The sequence below is a fragment of the Streptomyces katrae genome (assembly GCF_000966975.1).
GTDB classification, from domain to species: Bacteria; Actinomycetota; Actinomycetes; order Streptomycetales; family Streptomycetaceae; genus Streptomyces; species Streptomyces katrae.
This window is the reverse complement of the sequence record NZ_JZWV01001108.1, coordinates 1-2103: the sequence shown is the minus strand read 5'-3', so window position 1 is coordinate 2103 and position 2103 is coordinate 1. Positions and strand designations below refer to the sequence as shown.

1 pseudogene is annotated in these 2103 nt (G+C 75.8%); it reads right to left on the bottom strand.

Going from position 1 to position 2103, the window contains the following annotated elements:
• Nucleotides 1-122: 122 nt before the first annotated feature.
• Nucleotides 123-2103: pseudogene (locus VR44_RS33120) on the bottom strand (hypothetical protein); the annotation flags it as partial.

Below are 2103 nucleotides of genomic sequence, written 5' to 3'. Positions count from 1 at the left end.
CCCTTTCTCCGTTTCCACCTCAATCGCCGGTGCGGCTACAGGATTCGCCTCAAACTCCCCCAGCTACCGCTGGGAGGTTCCCCCAGGCGGGGCTGTAAACAGCCCCGCCGGAACGGCCCGCGTCAGGAAGGTACGGCGCGGCGGAACATACGGGTTGCGGTGATTTCGCCGTGGATGGTTTCCGGTTCCTGGGTGGGCTGGGGGAGGCCCGGGCGGAGGTGTTCCTCCACGCTGATGTACTTCAGGCCCGCCCTCAGGTCCGCGTCGTTGCGCAGCCGGATGACGAGGGGGAACTCCGCCAGGGCCGTGGTGTCGAAGAGGCCCGTGGTGTAGAGGAGCTGGACGCCGAGGGCGTCGGACACGGCCCGCTGGAGCTCCAGCAGGTACGTGGCGTTGGCGCGCCCGATCGGGTTGTCGAGGAACAGCGTGCCCGCGTGCCGGTGCTTGTCGCGGCCGCGGTCGTTGCTGCGGAGGGCCGCCATCGTGCAGTACAGGGCGATGGCGGCGGTGAGCAGCTGGCCGCCGGAGAAGACGTCGCCCATCTGGCCGACGGGGACGCGTTCGGCGCGCAGGACGGCGTCCGGCTTGAGGATCTCCACCGCGATGCCCTTGGGCTCCAGCGCCGCCTGGACTCCGCGCAGGAGGAGGGACATGCCGTCGCGGCGGCCTTCGCCGAAGGCGGCGTTCTTCTTGACGGCCGTGCGGGTGGCCTCGTCGATGACCTCGCCCAGCCGTTCGGTGAGGGTGGCCTGGTCGGGTTCCTCGAAGCGGATGCGGAGGAACTCCTGGCCCGACCACTCCCCCAGGCCCTCGGGGAGCTGGGAGAGGCGCTGGGCGGAGCGGAGGGTGGCCAGGGCCGACTCCACCAGGCCGCGCAGCCGGTCGACGATGCTGTCGCGGTTGCGCTCCAGCTGGGCGAGCTCGTCGGTCAGGACGCGCAGGCGCGGCGCGAAGGCGGCCGCCCAGGCCGCGGCGTGCTCGGGGAGGGCGGAGGCGGGCAGTTCGCGGATCTGCTGGCGCGCGGGGGTGCGGACCTGCTCGTAGCGGTTGGCGTTGGCGTGCCGGACCAGGACGTCGCTCGCCTCGCGGACGGCGGCCTCGGCGGCGGAGAGGTCGGCGGCGCAGGCGCGCAGGGAGCGGCGGGTCTCGGTGGCGGACTGGCGGGCTTCCTCCAGGGTGCCCTGGTGGGCCACCGGCTCCTGCTCGTCCTCGGGGTGGGTGTGGTCGCGCAACAGGTCCCGCAGCAGGGCGGCGGTCTCGTCGAAGCCGCCGGCGCCGTCCTCGGCGGTGCGGTGGGCGCGCAGCAGGTCGGCGTGGGCGGCCCGGGCGGTCTCCACCGCGGCGGAGTGGGCGGCGAGCTGGGCGGTGGCGGTGCGCAGCAGGCCCTGGGCCTGTTCCACGTCGGCCGGGACCAGCTCCTCGGGCAGCTCGGTGTGTGCCTCGCCGTCGGCGGGGGCGTGCCGTTCGGCCTCGCCGCGCAGCCGGCCGAGCTGCTCGCTCGCCGCGGAGGCACGGGACTCCAGCATCTGTACGAGGGCCTCGGCGCGGGCCGCGGCGGCCTGGCGGGAGGGGCCGTCGGCCCCGTCGGTGCCTTCGAGGAGCTGGGCGGCGCGGGTGCGGACCTTGTTGGTGAGCCGGTCGAGTTCGGCGAGGGCGGCGCTCTCGTCGCTCTCGGCGCGGGCCTGTTCGGCGCGCAGGTCGGCGCCGACGCCGACCTTCTCGTACACCTGGGAGGCGGCCCGGTAGGCCTCGCGGCGTTCGGCGCGCAGGGCGCGGGCGGTGCGGCGGGCGTCGTCGGCGGCTCGCTGGGCGGCGCGGCGGTCCTCGTCGGCGGCGCGGGCGCGGTCCAGGCAGGCCTCGGCGCGGGCTTCGGACTCGGCGGCCTCGTCGGTGAGTTCGCGGACCTTGGCCTGCCAGCCGGAGCGCTCGCGCAGGCGGTGGGCGAGGCCGGCGAGGGCGTCGGCGGCGCGGCGGGCGCGCTGGGCGGTCTCCTGGCGCTCGTCGCGGACCCGGGCCGCGTCGGCGGCGGCCTCGTCCGCCTCGGCGCGTACGGTCCGGGCCTCGCCGAGTTCGGCGTCGGCCTCCTCGGCGAACGCGCGGGCG